The sequence below is a fragment of the Streptomyces sp. NBC_00523 genome (genome assembly GCF_036346615.1).
In the GTDB taxonomy this organism is placed as follows: domain Bacteria; phylum Actinomycetota; class Actinomycetes; order Streptomycetales; family Streptomycetaceae; genus Streptomyces.
The window spans coordinates 7,225,332-7,239,234 of sequence record NZ_CP107836.1 but is presented as its reverse complement, the minus strand read 5'-3'; the positions used below and the strand labels follow the sequence as shown (position 1 = coordinate 7,239,234).

Here is a 13,903-nt window from a genome sequence, read left to right as displayed (position 1 = left end):
CCGCGACGACACGGCCACTCATTGGGATAAGCGAACAGAGATCGCTTCGTAAGGACACGTCGGCGTGGTCGTCTGCAGGGACCAGTCAACCCATCGACGAGGGAGGCTCGGGTGCCCGAGCTCTGGGCGGGGACGGATGCCGGCAAGGCCGCGCATCACTGCACGGTGATCGACACGGACGGCACGAAGGTCCTCTCGCGCCGTGTTCCCAACAACGAGCCGGAGCTTCTGGAGCTGATAGGCGACGTCCTCGCACTGGCCGAGGACAGCCCGGTGACCTGGGCCATCGACCTGAACGCCGGCGGGGGTGCACTTCTGATTGCTCTGCTCACTGGCCATGGTCAGCGGCTGCTCTACATTCCTGGCCGTACCGTCCACCACGCTTCCCGTGGCTACCGAGGGGACGGCAAGACTGATGCGAAAGACGCCTACGTCATCGCCGATCAGGCACGGATGCGCCGGGACCTGCAGCCTCTGCAGGACTGGGACGAGATCGCGGTGGACCTGAAGATTCTCACCGCCCGCCGCTACGACCTCGCCGCCGACCGCACCCGCGCCATCAACCGGATGCGGGCCCAGCTGCTGGAATACTTCCCGGCCCTGGAACGGGCCTTCGACTACGCCGCCTCCAAGGCCGCACTCGTGCTGCTGACCGGCTACCGGACACCGGCCGGCCTGCGCCGGGTCGGTCCGAGTCGGCTCGCGACGTGGCTGAAGAACCGCAAAGTCCGAGGCGCCCAGGCCCTGGCTGATGCGGCCGTCGCCGCGGCGCAGGCCCAGCACACCGCCGTGGCCGGGGAGAGCACGGCCGCCGCCGTGGTGAACACCCTGGCCCGGTCCGTCCTGGCTTTGGACGAAGAGATCGCCGCCGTGGATGCAAAGATCGCGGCACGCTTCCGAGAACACCGGCATGCTGAGGTGATCCTCAGCATGCCTGGCATGGGCCCGTTGCTGGGGGCGGAGTTCATCGCTTGCACCGGCGGAGACATGGACGCCTTCGGGACCGCGGGCCGACTCGCCGGAGTCGCCGGTTTGGCACCTGTCCCACGGGACTCAGGCCGGATCAGCGGCAACATGCGCCGGCCGCACCGCTACCACCGCCGACTCCTGCGCGTCTTCTACCTATCCGCCCAGATCGCAGCCCGCTTCTGCCTGACCTCGAAGACCTTCTACGACCGCAAACGGGCCGAGGGCAAGAGCCACAAGCAGGCGATCCTCGCCCTCGCTCGGCGGCGCCTCGACGTCCTATGGGCCCTCATACGCGATCAGCGAACCTTCGAGGCTCAGCCTCCCCAGCGGCTCGCCGCGGCCTGAGCCTCAGACTGTGAAGAGCGGCTCGTAGGGGTGTCCCTCCGGCGTGAAGATCAAAACGAAGTCTTCCCCCAGCTGGGTGGCCACCTCTCTCAAGCGCGCCAGGACCTCGGCCTGACCCGGAAGATCGAGGCCAAGGGCTGCGGCAGCACGGTCCCTCCTGGCCGCGAGGTCCGGTATGTCCTCCAGATACTCAGCCTCCAGCTCGCGGCTCTCCTCGTCCGTGAACGCCTGGCAGTCGCGCCACCACGGGACGACCAGCGAAAGCCGCACCAGCTCGGCCAGGCCGATGGCAACCAGAGCCACACCTCCTTCGGAGTCGGCATAGAGGATCGGACGTTCCTCGCCGCCTTCACCGCAGAAGAAGAACGTGCCGCCGGCACCGTCGCCGGCGAACCCCTCAAGCCTGGTCCCCGAGGCGAGGTGCACTTCCTCGACATGATCGCCTCGGTCAAGGTCGAAGTCACCCGGCCAAGCGAGAAAACGGGCAACTTCTTCCTGCTCACGGACGGCAGCGATCAACGATTCCATGGGCCGCAGCCTACGGCCCGCTGCTTGACAACCATCATTGGGAATCACTCAGAAAGACTCGTGAGGCGTCAGCTCTGTGCCGTGGGGCGGACGACGATGTCGCCGATGTCAACGTTCGACGGCTGTTCGATCGCGAAGGCGACAGCGCGGGCGATGTCGCCGGGGGAGAGGGAGAGGGAGGGGTCGACCGCCGGGGTCTGTGACTTGACGGTGGGGCTGGTGACCGAGTCGAGGAACTCCGTGGCGACGTAGCCGGGCGAGATCATGGTGACCCGCAGGTCGGGCCCGGCCTCCTGGCGCAATCCCTCGGAGACGGTGCGGACCGCGTTCTTCGTCGCCGCGTAGACAGCCTGGTTCGGCACGATGCGCAGCCCTGCGGTCGAGACGACGTTGACGAACTGCCCCGTACCCTGCTTGCGGAACACGGGGAGCGCTGCCGCGATCCCGTGCAGCACGCCTCGGAAGTTGACGTCGATCATCTGGTCCCAATCCTCGACGCGCAACTCGTCGAACGGCGAGATGGGGCCGATCCCGGCGTTGCTGACGAGGACGTCGAGCGCGCCATAGCGCTCGCAGGCGTACGCCACCAGGTCCGCGAGGTCTCCTCGGTGACGTACGTCCGTCGTCTTCCAGACGGCCGTGCCGCCATTGGCCTCGATACGGGCGCCGAGCGCTTCCAGCCGGTTGCTCCGACGCCCTCCGAGGACGAGCTTCGCTCCGCGCGACGCGAGGAGTAGCGCGCTCGCCTCGCCGATCCCGCTGCCCGCGCCCGTGATGGCCACCACCTTGCCGTCGATCCCTGTCATGCTCGGCCTCCAATGCTAGAAGTAAGAGGGCTATCACTTGTAAAGTAAGTGGCCTCTTACTTTTGGTCAAGGAAGGAGGTGGACCGCGTGCCTGACGCAGCAAGTGGGGCAGGGAGTGAGCGCCCCGCCCGGGGGCATCTCCGCTCGGCGCTGATCGCTGAGAGCTTCGTGCTGCTCTCCGAGACGGGGATGGCCGGCTTCTCGGTCGCCGAACTCGCCCGCAGGCTCGGGGTGAGCACGGCCGCCCCGTACCGCCACTTTCCCCACCGCGACGCGCTGCTCGCCGTCGTCGCGGCACAGGCTGCCGACGAGCTCACCCGGTCCATCGAGGCCGCCGCGCAGGCGGCCGGCCCCGACCCGATTGAGCGGCTCGCTGCCACCGCAGGGGCATACGTGCGCCACGTGTCCGACCGCGGCGCCGGCCTCGACGTGATCTTCGCCCGGGAGCTGAGGCCGCTGCGCGACGCCGACCTGGCCCGGGCCGGCCGGGACCTGATGGCGCTGGTGCTCGACCTCGCCCGGCAGGCGGGCCACCCCGACCCTTCCCAAGCACTGCTCCTGCTCGAACAGCTCTTCGGCCTGGCCCACGGCTACGTCACCCTGGACACGGAGGACTTCCTGACGCGCTCCCGCCTCTCCCCCGAGGATGTCGCCACCCGCGCCACGCGCGCGGCGACGGCGCTGCTGCGCGGCAACATGACGTGAGCACCAGCCGGAAGCTTGGGTGTTCACCATGCCGGTTCCCCCCAAACGCCTCAAGGGAGAGGTCGACGACGACCACGACGCCTTCCAGCTACAAAGCGGGCCTTGACCCCTAATGTTGGACACACGAGACACTGGATCCTGAGGATCTGAGAACGGACAGCTGCCGACCGGGCCGCCCGGCAGGCGGCCGGCGCACAACTGGCCGCCCGAGTCAGCCGATCCGGCCGGCCGAGCAGCGCAAAGAGCGGTGCTCGCGGCAAGACGTACTCCACCGCCTTCGCCGCAGCTCCTCACCCCCACCTGGGCTTCGGCGACGGCGAGGCCGACTACAGCGAACTTCACGACCTCGCCGACGAAGCCCTCGATGCCGTCTGGGACACGATCACAGCGGTGCTTCCGGTACTGACCCGGGCGGGACAGCTGACCGGCGATCAGCTCGCAGCCTGTACCGGCCTGGTCAATCCGGCGCATCCCGCTCGTGAGTGCAGCGCCCCGACCGCCCCGTCCAGCGCATCCGCGTACGGACGGCCCCAGGAGGCGTTCCTGTAGCGCCGGGCCGGACCGCCGACCCGTCCGGGGAACCCATGCCGCACCCTGCGCTGGGCCCGACCGTGGATCGCGGACATCGAGGTAGAGGAGCACGCTGGATGTATGAGCGCGCCCATCGTCATTCACCGTCCGTCCGCGACCGGTGGGCGGCGGGTCACCATCCGCGGGCAGATCGTCGGACTTGCCCACGACGACGTCGATGTCGTTGAGTTTCTGCGCCGTGCCGGCCTGCCCGACGCCGGACAGCATCTCGACGATCCCTCATGGGTGCAGTGGCGCGGTGGACGCGCGCACCGGTACGAGGCGGCGTGATGCTTTCGCTGAACGACGCGGCGTCCCGAGTCGCCGGATAGGTCCGGGCGACGTACACCGGAAGCATGGGTGACGAACAGCGAACGTGGCGTCCTGGGGAGATCGTGCCCGAGAGCGGTATCTACGAGTGCGACTGCGGGGCCGGCCATCACTGGAGCACTGACGTCAAGGGCCACCGATTCCCTCCACTCCCGGCCGGTTGTCCAGGTGGTGCGTGGGCCTTGAAGACGGACGCCCATCCGGACACCTGATGTGGCGCTGAGACCGCCGCTGGAGCCGATGCTGGCCCAGGCCCGCGACGCCATCCCCCGCACAGACCCGGGAGGCGCGGCCGCCGAGGTGAAGTTCGAAGGGTACCGGGCCATCCTGTTCACCCCTGACGCTCCGGGCGAGCGGGTGCTGGTGCAGTCGCGGAACGGCACGATGCTGCAGTCCCGCTTCCCCGACCTCGTCTCCGCGGCCGGCCAGCTGCCGCCCGGCCTGGTCCTCGACGGCGAACTCGTCGTGCTCGACGAGAACGGGCAGCTCTCCTTCCCCGCGCTGCAGCGCCGGGCCGCGACCGTACGAGGTGCTCAGGCTCTTGCCGCCGCCCCTGCCGGGGCACTTCATCGCTTTCGATGTTCTCCAGACCGAGGGCCGCCTCATGGGCGGCGCCGGCGGAGAGCGGCGACAAGCTCGGGCAGTACGCGGACGACGTTGACGACGTCGCCCCGGTGGGCGCGGCAGATGGCGACGACGCAGACGATGGTGGCGCAGAGCAGGGCAAGGGCGAGTACGGCGGCAGCGGCAAGGGTCACGGCATCCATGGGTGCATCTCCTAGTTGTGGACGTGCAGGGGTAGGGCGTTGGCGGTGCGGGGCGGAAAAAAAGTCCGCCCGTCCCGGACAGGTCGAGGGCGCCGGGAGGGCGAGGGAGCAGACGAACAAACTGTTGTGGCGTATTCAAGGGAGCGAGAGACCTAGGCCGTTTCCTCCGGATCACCTTGCTGACCAGACGAAGATTCCTGCCAGGTGGAGAGCCGCGAGGTAGATGGTGGCGGTCTTGTCATAGCGGGTGGCCAGGCCCCGCCATTGTTTGATCTTGTTGATGCACCGCTCGACCGTGTTCCGCTGTTTGTACGCTTCGCGCGCGAACGTCGGAGGGCGCCCACCGCGGCTGCCAAGCCGCTTGCGATTCGCTGCTTGGTCGACGGGCTGAGGGATCACCGCCCGGATCCCGCGATGTCGCAGGTAGGTGCGGATCGCGCGAGACGAATACGCTTTGTCCGCAAGGACCGCGGTGGGCGTCGTTCGGGGTCTGCCGACCGGCCGAGGGACCCGGATCCCCATCATCACGTCCGGGAATGCCGGGGCGTCACCAGCCTGGCCGGGGGTAATTACGAAGGCCAGCGGGCGGCATCGGCTGTCGGCCGCCAGGTGGATCTTCGTTGTCAGCCCACCACGAGACCGTCCGAGTGCATGATGGTCGGGTTCCTCGGCCGGGGCCCCTTTTTACGGGCCCCGGCCGCGTGCTGGTGAGCACGAACGACCGTGGAGTCCACCGCGACGACCCAGTCCAGATCGCCCTCGGCATCAGCCTGGGAGAGGAGGTTCGTGAAGACCCTTTTCCAGGTGCCGTCAGATGCCCATTTCCGCAGCCTGTTGTGGACGCCCTTCCACGAACCGAAGTGCTCAGGCAGGTCCATCCAGGGAATCCCGGTGCGGTACTTGAACGCGATCGCGTCGATCACCTGCCGGTGGTCCCGCCACCGCCCGCCCCGCCTCGGCGTCCGATCCGGCAGCAACGGCTCGATCCGCGCCCACTGCGCGTCACTCAACGACATGCCCCAACGAACGACTCGCATCTGCGGAGGCAACGGCCGCCCGCCGTACCGATCAGAAAGGCCGCAGTACCTGATCAGGCTCTGCGGAAGCAGCCGCAGCGTGTTCTGCGAAGTCCTCGTTGCCGAGCGCCAGGCCCACCTGGACGCCGTGTACCGCGGCGGGTACGACTCGAAACTCCCGAGGCTCGGGCGACTCGATGCGTTCCTGGTAGTAGACGGGGTCAAGGCCACTCACGTCCTCCCAGACGGTCGACAGAGCCAGCAACGCCCGCACCGGCGACTGCATCGTGTCGCGGTCAGCGAGGAAAACGACACTCAGCTCCTCATCCACCACGGCGGCAAGAACCTCGTCGGCCGTTGCTCCTGCCCAAGCAGGCGCATCGACCAGCTGCACTGCTGCGGCAAACTCACCGCCTGGCCCCCACGGCAGGTGCAACTCCCTCACCACCGCGTTCCACGCCTCGTCGTCGCTGAAGTCGGTCCTGATGACGAGAACGTCGAACAAGTCGCGTCCGATCTCAGGCAGAACTCGCTCAAGGTTCTCCGGCAACGTCATGCCCAGGACTCTCCCACCCCGCACTGACAACCAGCTGCCTGCGGCAGTGATCCAGAAGAAACGGCCTAGTGGTGGTCCGCGTACGGGTGCGGCGTCTGGTCTGTCCCACACACGGCTGCCGTCACACCTTCCGCGAGCAGGTGCCCGGGGTGCTGGAGCGTTATCAGCGACGCACCACCCGCTTGACCGCGCAGGTCAGGGCGGTAGCCAAAGAGTTAGCGGGCCGGGCAGGGGCACGCGTGCTGGCGATACTCGCGGTAGGTCTGTCGCGGCACACGGCTCTGCGTGCCCTGTTGCGGATCCCGTTGCCCACGGGCCGGGTGCCCCGTGATCGGCGTCGACGATTTCGCTCTGCGCCGGCGGCACCGCTATGCCACCGTGGTGATCGACGCCGAGACCCATGAGCGGATTGACGTACTGCCCGACCGCACGGCTGACACCCTGGAAGCCTGGCTGCGCGAACATCTGGGCGTCGAAATCGTGTGCCGTGACGGCTCGGCGACGTCCGTCGAGGCCATCCGACGCGCTCTGCCCGATGCGGTGCAGGTCGGTGACCGCTGGCATTTGTGGCACAACCTGTGCGAAGCCGCTCTGAGCGAGATCAAGGCGCACAGCACTTGCTGGGCCACCGTGCTGGAGGCGCCCCTGTACGGCGGGCCCCGCGCACGGACCACCCTGGAGCGCTGGCACCAGATTCACGACCTCCTCGACCAGGGCGTGGGTCTCCTCGAATGCGGCCGCCGTCTGCAGCTGGCCCTGAATACCATCAAACGCTATGCCCGAGCCGGCCGGCCCGAGCGGATGCTCCGCGTCCCGAAATACCGCGCCAGCCTCGTCGATCCCCACCGTGAGCACCTGCGCAAACGCCGGGCCGACGACCCCGCCGTCCCCGTCCAGCACCTCTTCGAAGAGATCCAGGCCCTTGGCTTCACGGGCTGCCTCAACCTCCTGCACAAGTACATCAACCAAGGCCGCGCGGACGCCGGCCGCAGCCATATCTCCGCACGGAGACTCGCCCGGATGCTCCTCACCAGGCCCGACAACCTCAAGGCCGAGCACCACGACCTCCTGGCCCGACTCGCCTCCGCCTCCCCCGAGTTGACCCAACTGGCAACCCACATCAGGACCTTCGCTCTACTTCTGAAGCCTCAGCCAGAAAACGCTGATGCACTCGACCCATGGGTCGACCAGGTCCGCGCGGCCGATCTGCCGTATCTGCACGCCTTCACCCACGGTCTCGAGCGAGACCGCGACGCTGTGATCGCCGCATTCACACTCCCGTACAGCAACGGACCGACCGAGGGCGTCAACACCAAGACCAAGCGGATTGCCCGCCATATGCACGGACGAGCAGGCTTCACCCTCCTTCGCCACCGCATCCTCCTCGGATAACACCACACCGAGTCACCACCGAATGTGAGGCAGAGCCGTCTATTGGACACTCCCTGGCCACCCCGGGCCCGCGGCTTGCGCTGCACGCGGCCCTCCGTCCGCGCCGCATCCAGCCAGCGCACGTGCGGTTCGGCGGGACGCCAGACCACACCGCTGACCGAAGACGCTGCGAAGCCCCGGACCAAGCGGTCCGGGGCTTCATGCGCGTCAGGAGCCCTCTCCCGGCCCGACCACAGACCGGTGGCGCTTCTCGCTGTTCCTGCGCGAGGTCGCGATGCGGCTGACCTCTATCCGGTCGGGAACCCTCGGCTGCAAGAAGTGGCCCGCGAACTCCGTAGACCCGGGGAGTGCACCCACTCCGGAAAGAGCAGGACAACCATCGCTCGCGGGCAGCCGGGGAGGCACCTGCGCTCACCCGGCCGGGAGACCCTCGCTGTCTGGTCTTCGCCATGGCGGGAACTCGACACCCTCCGCCGGTGCGCAAGGAGTTCCGGACCGGATAGACCGTTCCCATGCGATCCATACCCAGACGCCGCTACCTCCCCGCCGCCACCGCGCTCACCATGGCGCTCATCGGCTGGGGATCGGTCACAGCCCCGGCGGCCGACGCCGATCCGGCCGCCCGGACCGGGGCCAGCGGGCCGGCCGGCAAGTCCTACGAGATCACCCTCGTCACCGGTGACCTCGTGCACTACACCGACCTGCCCGGCAACCACGACGTGGTGACCGTGGACCCGGCCGAGGACGGCTCCGCCGGCGTCGAGGTGCAGACCCGCGGCGACGACACGTATGTCATCCCGCGCCAGGCCATGTCGCTGCTCGCCGCCGGGAAGCTCGACGAGCGGCTGTTCAACGTCACCGGCCTGGTGGCGATGGGCTACGACGACGCGCACACGGACACCGTCCCGGTGATCGCGAGCGCCCCGGCCGCCGCCCGCTCGGCGAAGACCAAGGCCGCGGCCCCGGCCACGCCCAAGGGCGCCGAATCGGTCCGTACGCTCTCCTCGATCCACGCGAAGGCGCTGCGCGCCGAGAAGGGCCGGGCCACGTCGTTCTGGAAGGGCATCGCGCCCGGCTCCGACCCGAAGTCCCTGTCGGGCGGCATCGGCAAGCTGTGGCTCGACGGCAAGGTCGAGGCCTCGCTCGCCACCGAGACCGCGCAGATCAAGGCCACGGACGCCTGGCAGCAGGGTCTGGACGGGACGGGCGTCAAGGTCGCCGTGCTCGACACCGGCGCGGACCTCGACCACCCGGACCTCGTCGGGCAGGTCGACGCCACCGCGAGCTTCGTGCCCGGCCAGAGCGTCGACGACGGCAACGGCCACGGTACGCACACCGCCTCCACCATCGCCGGTACCGGAGCCGCCTCCGGCGGCAAGGAGAAGGGCGCGGCCCCGGGGGCCCGCCTCCTGGTCGGCAAGGTGCTCGGCAACGAGGGCACCGGCGAGGAGTCGTACTCGATCGCGGGCATGGAGTGGGCCAAGGCGCAGGGCGCGGACATCGTGTCGATGAGCCTCGGCACCCCCGACGGGTCCGACGGCACGGACCCGACGTCGCAGGCCGTGAACGAGCTCTCCGCGGATGGCGGTCCGCTGTTCGTCATCGCGGCGGGCAACGCCTACGCCCCGGGCAGCATCGGCTCCCCGGGCGCCGCCGCCTCCGCGCTGACGGTGGCCGCGGTCGACAAGAACGACGAGCGCGCCGAGTTCTCCAGCCAGGGCCCGCTGATCCGCACGCACAGCCTCAAGCCGGACGTCTCCGCCCCCGGCGTGGAGGTGACCGCCGCCGCCTCGCAGTCGGTGCCGGGCTGGACGGGCGGCCTGTACCGGACGATGAGCGGTACGTCGATGGCGACGCCGCTCGTCGCGGGATCGGCCGCGATCCTCAAGGAGCGGCACCCCGACTGGAGCGGCGAGCGCATCAAGAACGCGCTGATGTCGACGTCGGACAAGACCGCCGAGACGCCGTACGCGGCGGGCACTGGCCGGGTGAACGTGACCTCGGCCGTCAGCTCCACCATCGAGGCGACGGGCTCCGTGGAGGCCGCCGCGTACGACTGGCCGAACGCCGACGCGAAGACGGAGACCCGCACGGTCGCCTACCGCAATGACGGCGACGCGGACGTCACGCTGGCCCTCGCCCTCGACACGGACGCCGACGCGTACACGCTGTCGCAGTCCTCGGTGACGGTCCCCGCGCACGGCACCGCCACGGTGACCCTGACCCTCGCCCCGTCGAAGGTCCCCGCGGGCACCACCTTCTCCGGCCATGTCGTCGCGACGGACCCCGCGACCGGCCAGGCGGTCGCGCACACCGGCTTCGCCCTCTTCAAGGAGGCGGAGATGTACGACTACACCATCAAGCTGACGGGCCGGGACGGCAAGCCGCTGTCGGGCAAGGTCGCGCTGCACACGTCGGACTCCAGCGAGTCCAGCCTCATCGCCGTCGACGGTGAGAAGACACTGCGTCTGCCGCCCGGCCGCTACACCACGACCGCTTACGTCGAGGTGCCCGGCGACACCGCCGACTCGCTCGGCCAGGCGCTGCTGATCTCGGACGAGGCCACGCTCGGTGAGGGTCACGCGTCCGGCACGGCCGACCTGGACGCGACGAAGGTGCGCAAGGCGTACGCGGTCCCGGAGCGGGAGAGCGAGGAGACGCAGGCCGTCTTCAACCTCCAGCGCACCTACGACGACGGCGCGGGCGTCAACTGGTCCACCTCCTGGATACTGGCCGCCAAGTACGACTCGCTGTACCTGGCGCCGACGGAGAAGGTGTCGGACGGTTCGATGCGTGCGTTCCTGCACTGGCGGCTGCGGCAGAAGGCGCTCGACGCCGAGACCGGCAGCGGGCGGGACATCGAGCTGACGGCGCAGCCGAACACCGCGTACCACGACGGCTCGTCGACCCTGCGCACTGTGTACGCGGGCCGGGGCACGGCGGCCGACTACACCGGCCTCGACGTCCGCGGCAAGGCCGTGATCGTCGACCGCACCGACGACGTCACCGCGGCCGAGCGGGCGCAGGCCGCCGCCGACGGGGGCGCGACGCTGCTGGTCGTCGTCAACAACACCCCGGGGCGCCTGTACCAGAGCTACGCCGGCGCCGACGGGCTCACCGTCGCCTCCGTGCGGCAGGGCGACGGCGCACGCCTGGTCTCCGAGGCGAAGTCGGGGAAGGGCCGGCTGCGGGTGAAGCAGCAGCAGTACCCGGACTACAGCTACGACCTGGTGCAGCAGTTCAAGGACGTCATCCCGGACAAGTCCCTGGCGTACAAGCCGGACGACCGTGATCTGGCCCGCGTGAACAACAGCGTGTACGCGGCGCCGGGCACTCTCGGCTACGGCGGGCGCTACTTCATCCCGGCGTGGGGCGCGGGTCTGGGCGGTGACGCCTACGAGAAGTGGTCGCGGACGACGACGGAGTACGTCACCGGCGACACCAGCGCCGTCGGGTTCTGGTACGAGCAGCACACCGGACTCGGAGCGGCGGACGGCTACTTCGAGCGCGGTTCGACGGACTCGTACGCCGCTGGCCGCCGCTATGACGGTGGCTGGTTCAAGCCGGTCCAGGCCGCGCGCCTGGGCAACACGTACGTCCCGTACCAGACGAGCAGCAACGCCCTGAACTGGAACGTCGCGATGTGGTCCGGCGGTGATGACGGCCACGTCGGGGCCGGCGGCGGCACCAAGCAGACCACGCTCTACCGGGGCGACACCCAGCTGGTCACGTCCAAGGCCCAGTCGGGCCGTGCCTCCAACATGACGGCGGGCTCGTACAGGCTCGTCTCGACCGGGCAGCGCACCACCGCCGCCTGGCCCGGCACCACGAGCACGAGCACCACGTGGGGCTTCGACTACAAGCCGCTGCCGACGGGCACGGCCCGCGCCAATGTGCCGATGCTGAACCTGAGCTACGACGTCGACACGGATCTGCAGGGCACGGCCAAGGCGGGCAAGCGCCTCACCCTGGGCCTGCACTCGGCGACGTACGACGGGGCGACCGCTGCCACGTCGGCCACCCTTCAGGTCTCGTACGACGACGGGGCGACCTGGCAGGACGCCAAGCTCAAGCGCGCCGGTGACGGCAGCTGGACGACGGTCCTGAACACGCCGCGCGACGCGAAGTCGGTGTCACTGCGGGCGACGGCCGGGGCGCCGGGCGGGCTGACGATCGGCCAGGACGTCATCCGGGCGATCACCCTGAAGTAAACAGGGCCTAGATCAGGGTGGGTGTGGCCCGAGGGGGTCACACCCACCCGTGCTGTCCGGCGTACCAGCCCAGCTGGAGCCGCGAGGTCGCGCCGGCGTGGGTCATCATCAGCTGGATGCGGCGCTGCACGGTCCGCGCCGAGAGCCCCACCTGCGTGGCCACGGCCGTGTCCGTGAGCCCGGCGAGCAGCAGCCGCAGAATGTGCACGTCGACCGGGTCGATACCGTCGCCCGCCGCCTCCTGGTAGGGGCTGCCGCGCTCCCACACCTGCTCGAACAGTTCCCGGGCCATGTGGGCGAGCCCGCCCCGCAGCACGACCGCCGGGTCGACGTCGGCGTCCCGCCCGTGCAGCGGCAGCATCGCCACGGATTCGTCGCAGAGGATCAGCTTGTACGGCACTTCGGTGACGGTCCGCACCTGGACCCCGTCGGCCAGGGACTGCCCGACGTGCTCGGCGGCACCCGGTTCGCGCAGGAATCCCTGGTCGATGACGGCCCGCACCCGCACGTCGCGGGCGATGGCCGTCACCTCCTCGCTGTCCGCCGGGGTGACTGCCTGGGGCCTGCCCGCCGAGAAGATGTCGATGGTGCGGCGTGCGGACAGCTGCAACTGCCGGTAGCGGGTGCCGATGGCCTCGCTGCCCTCGACGATCTCCACGAGTTCGCGCTGGGCACGGTCCGCGGTCGCCATGCGGTACGTCTCCGCGAGCCGCGCGACCGTCACCTCGGCGCGTTGCAGCCGCTCGCGGTGCGCGGCGAGCTCGGCGCCCAGCGCGACGGCGGGAGGTGCCGCGGAATACCGGAGGCCGTCGGCGGCGCGGACGACGAGGCCCCGGGCCGCCAGGGAGCGCAGTGTGGCGGTCGCCCTTTCGGCCGGCAGGCCAGCCGCGTCGCCGATCGCTTCCGCACGGACCGACGTCCGGCCGATGAGCATCCGGTAGACGGTCGCTTCGTCCGGCACGAGGCCGAGCTCGTCGAGTTCCATCCCATCGCCCTTCGCTTTCCGGTGGCCATCGGGCACCGAGTGCATGGTAAGCCCGAGCGTCTCAGCCGTCGGCGGTAGCCGTACCGTAGGCCGTGAGCAGCACCATTCCGTCCCCAGCCGATGCGCCCCCGGTCGACGTCACGATGCCGGACGGGCAGGACTTCTCTGGGGGAGCGACGGGCGGTGCGGGACGAGCATCACCGTCCGGCCGGCCACGTGGCCTGGCGCCGGGGAGACCAAAGCGCGCTCGCCTGCGATCTCTTCACTCACCCGCTCAAGGACTCTTTCGGCTACGGAGAGTTCATCCCGCTCGGATCGCACCGCGGCCAGCTGCTCGGTCAGCTGTGCTTCGAGGTCGTCCAGCTCTGCGCGTCGCACGGTTATCCGTTCCAGCACCTCGGGATCCACCATGCACCGGACCGCAGAGGGCCATCCGGCCCCAGCAAGTAGGAACCGGTGTACGGCCGCGCGCAGCCAAGCGGACACCTGGCAGGCTTCATCGGTGAGCAGACACGGGTCGGCGAAGGACCAGGGGGTAACCCCACCACCGTCGCTGGCCCCACCAGCACCACCAACAGACGTGCCAGCCGGATTCCGTGGGCAGCCAGGTTCCCGAAATGATCGGACAGGTACCACAGCGCCTCAAGCCGTCGAAGGATCACTCGTGTCCCGCACCCCCCGTATGAGCCGTTCCACGTCCCGTGTTCTGTCATCCCTCGCCTT

11 protein-coding genes and 3 pseudogenes are annotated in these 13,903 nt (G+C 69.4%); 6 read left to right on the top strand and 8 right to left on the bottom strand.

Annotated features, from left to right (window positions below):
- Positions 1–111: 111 nt before the first annotated feature.
- Entirely contained in the window at positions 112–1,314 is a 1,203-nt protein-coding gene (locus OHS17_RS32650; protein WP_330315113.1) for an IS110 family transposase, read from the top strand.
- 3 nt (positions 1,315–1,317) lie between these two features.
- On the opposite strand, the gene OHS17_RS32645 is transcribed toward OHS17_RS32650, so the two are convergent.
- Positions 1,318–1,842: a hypothetical protein gene (locus OHS17_RS32645; protein WP_330315112.1), complete on the bottom strand. Its 525-nt coding sequence runs from the start codon at positions 1,840–1,842 to the stop codon at positions 1,318–1,320.
- Positions 1,843–1,910: 68 nt separating this feature from the next.
- On the bottom strand, positions 1,911–2,648 hold the full coding sequence (locus OHS17_RS32640; protein WP_330315111.1) for an SDR family oxidoreductase: 738 nt from the start codon (positions 2,646–2,648) through the stop codon (positions 1,911–1,913).
- 87 nt (positions 2,649–2,735) lie between these two features.
- Between OHS17_RS32640 and OHS17_RS32635 the strand changes: the two genes are divergently transcribed.
- The 3 genes and pseudogenes from OHS17_RS32635 to OHS17_RS32625 all read left to right on the top strand — a co-directional run.
- On the top strand, positions 2,736–3,353 hold the full coding sequence (locus OHS17_RS32635; protein WP_330315110.1) for a TetR/AcrR family transcriptional regulator: 618 nt from the start codon (positions 2,736–2,738) through the stop codon (positions 3,351–3,353).
- Between the two features lie 651 nt (positions 3,354–4,004).
- Positions 4,005–4,214 carry a hypothetical protein gene (locus OHS17_RS32630; protein WP_330315109.1) on the top strand — a complete coding sequence of 70 codons (210 nt, stop codon included), beginning with the start codon at positions 4,005–4,007 and terminating at the stop codon, positions 4,212–4,214.
- A gap of 279 nt (positions 4,215–4,493) precedes the next feature.
- Positions 4,494–4,706 (top strand): annotated as a pseudogene (locus OHS17_RS32625) (ATP-dependent DNA ligase); the annotation flags it as partial.
- Positions 4,707–4,855: 149 nt separating this feature from the next.
- Here OHS17_RS32625 and OHS17_RS32620 read toward each other — a convergent pair.
- The 3 genes from OHS17_RS32620 to OHS17_RS32610 form a co-directional block, all read right to left on the bottom strand.
- The gene (locus tag OHS17_RS32620; RefSeq protein ID WP_266541730.1) at positions 4,856–5,020 is read right to left on the bottom strand and encodes a hypothetical protein; all 165 of its coding nucleotides are present in this window, start codon (positions 5,018–5,020) and stop codon (positions 4,856–4,858) included.
- A 171-nt stretch (positions 5,021–5,191) separates the two neighbouring features.
- Positions 5,192–6,057, bottom strand: a protein-coding gene (locus tag OHS17_RS32615; protein ID WP_443066161.1) for an IS5 family transposase whose coding sequence is annotated in 2 segments (ribosomal slippage) — positions 5,192–5,703 and positions 5,703–6,057 — 867 coding nt in all. Because the reading frame shifts where the segments join, the coding sequence is not laid out codon by codon here.
- Between the two features lie 31 nt (positions 6,058–6,088).
- On the bottom strand, positions 6,089–6,592 hold the full coding sequence (locus OHS17_RS32610) for a DUF6924 domain-containing protein (protein WP_330315108.1): 504 nt from the start codon (positions 6,590–6,592) through the stop codon (positions 6,089–6,091).
- 68 nt (positions 6,593–6,660) lie between these two features.
- Between OHS17_RS32610 and OHS17_RS32605 the strand changes: the two are divergent.
- A pseudogene (locus OHS17_RS32605) lies at positions 6,661–7,984 on the top strand (ISL3 family transposase); the annotation flags it as partial.
- A gap of 512 nt (positions 7,985–8,496) precedes the next feature.
- A complete protein-coding gene (locus OHS17_RS32600; protein ID WP_330315107.1) occupies positions 8,497–12,195 on the top strand; it encodes a S8 family serine peptidase in 3,699 nt (1,232 codons plus the stop codon).
- Positions 12,196–12,232: 37 nt separating this feature from the next.
- On the opposite strand, the gene OHS17_RS32595 is transcribed toward OHS17_RS32600, so the two are convergent.
- From OHS17_RS32595 to OHS17_RS33960, 3 genes and pseudogenes are all read right to left on the bottom strand, one after another.
- A complete protein-coding gene (locus OHS17_RS32595; RefSeq protein ID WP_330315106.1) occupies positions 12,233–13,180 on the bottom strand; it encodes a helix-turn-helix domain-containing protein in 948 nt (315 codons plus the stop codon).
- A 138-nt stretch (positions 13,181–13,318) separates the two neighbouring features.
- Positions 13,319–13,591 (bottom strand): hypothetical protein, encoded by a 273-nt coding sequence (locus OHS17_RS32590; RefSeq protein ID WP_266540267.1) that lies wholly within the window; start codon positions 13,589–13,591, stop codon positions 13,319–13,321.
- A 54-nt stretch (positions 13,592–13,645) separates the two neighbouring features.
- A pseudogene (locus OHS17_RS33960) lies at positions 13,646–13,711 on the bottom strand (WapI family immunity protein); the annotation flags it as partial.
- Between the last annotated feature and the right edge of the window lie 192 nt (positions 13,712–13,903).